Raw genomic sequence first — 1,369 nt, forward strand, 5'->3', positions numbered from 1 at the left:
TATCAATTCCTTACGAACGCTTGACTGAGGTTAGCTCTGATCTCTATACAGATCAAACTCAGCTGAAACAGTCAGGTCGTGCAGGTTCTAAGACTGTTGTGAAGCTATACCAAACACTGGATGGCGTGAAAACAGACAAGGTTCTCTCTGTCCGTGAGGAAAATATAGTTGCCTCTCAACCCGAGATTATCCTAGTTGGTACTAAGCCTATTAAGAGTCGAGAAAGCGTTGTTAGCACAGAAGAAATCGCACCAGTACTTGTGTACCGAGAAGACCCTTCACTCCTGAAAGGCCAAAGTCAGACTGTTCAAGGTCGTGCAGGTCAGCGTAAGATTATCACTATCTATGAAACAGACCACGGTATACGTACTGGAATGATCCTCTCTCAAACCAGTGAAATTGTGCAAGAAGCAACCCCAACAATCATCTATCAGGGGGCGAAGGTTATCGGTCGTACTCTGCCAGAAGATGGTCCTCTATCTCCAATAGTTGAAACACCAAGTGTGGAAACCCGTATAGAGGAGACTGACTTTACTACTGAATATAGGAATAGTGCTAGCTTACCAAAAGGTCAAACTAAGGTCTTGATTGTAGGAGAGAAAGGTCAGCGTACCATCATTACAGAAATTAGTAGTGACAATGGTGTAGAAACACGTCGTGTGCTATCTAACAATATTACCAAAGAACCGATTAATCAAGTTGTCTTAATAGGAATCAAAGCTGTAGAAGGGGAAGAAGAAGTTCGTGAAACGATATCAATTCCTTACGAACGCTTGACTGAGGTTAGCTCTGATCTCTATACAGATCAAACTCAGCTGAAACAGTCAGGTCGTGCAGGTTCTAAGACTGTTGTGAAGCTATACCAAACACTGGATGGCGTGAAAACAGACAAGGTTCTCTCTGTCCGTGAGGAAAATATAGTTGCCTCTCAACCCGAGATTATCCTAGTTGGTACTAAGCCTATTAAGAGTCGAGAAAGCGTTGTTAGCACAGAAGAAATCGCACCAGTACTTGTGTACCGAGAAGACCCTTCACTCCTGAAAGGCCAAAGTCAGACTGTTCAAGGTCGTGCAGGTCAGCGTAAGATTATCACTATCTATGAAACAGACCACGGTATACGTACTGGAATGATCCTCTCTCAAACCAGTGAAATTGTGCAAGAAGCAACCCCAACAATCATCTATCAGGGGGCGAAGGTTATCGGTCGTACTCTGCCAGAAGATGGTCCTCTATCTCCAATAGTTGAAACACCAAGTGTGGAAACCCGTATAGAGGAGACTGACTTTACTACTGAATATAGGAATAGTGCTAGCTTACCAAAAGGTCAAACTAAGGTCTTGATTGTAGGAGAGAAAGGTCAGCGTACCAT

At 43.5% G+C, this 1,369-nt stretch carries 1 protein-coding gene; it reads left to right on the top strand.

The window, feature by feature from the left end; all coding sequences use genetic code 11:
* The coding region (locus ADG81_RS08900) for a G5 domain-containing protein (protein WP_049551503.1) at window positions 1-1,369 on the top strand (1,369 nt) is incomplete at both ends.

It is taken from the genome of Streptococcus pseudopneumoniae, assembly GCF_001070815.1.
In the GTDB taxonomy this organism is placed as follows: Bacteria; Bacillota; Bacilli; order Lactobacillales; family Streptococcaceae; genus Streptococcus; species Streptococcus pseudopneumoniae_P.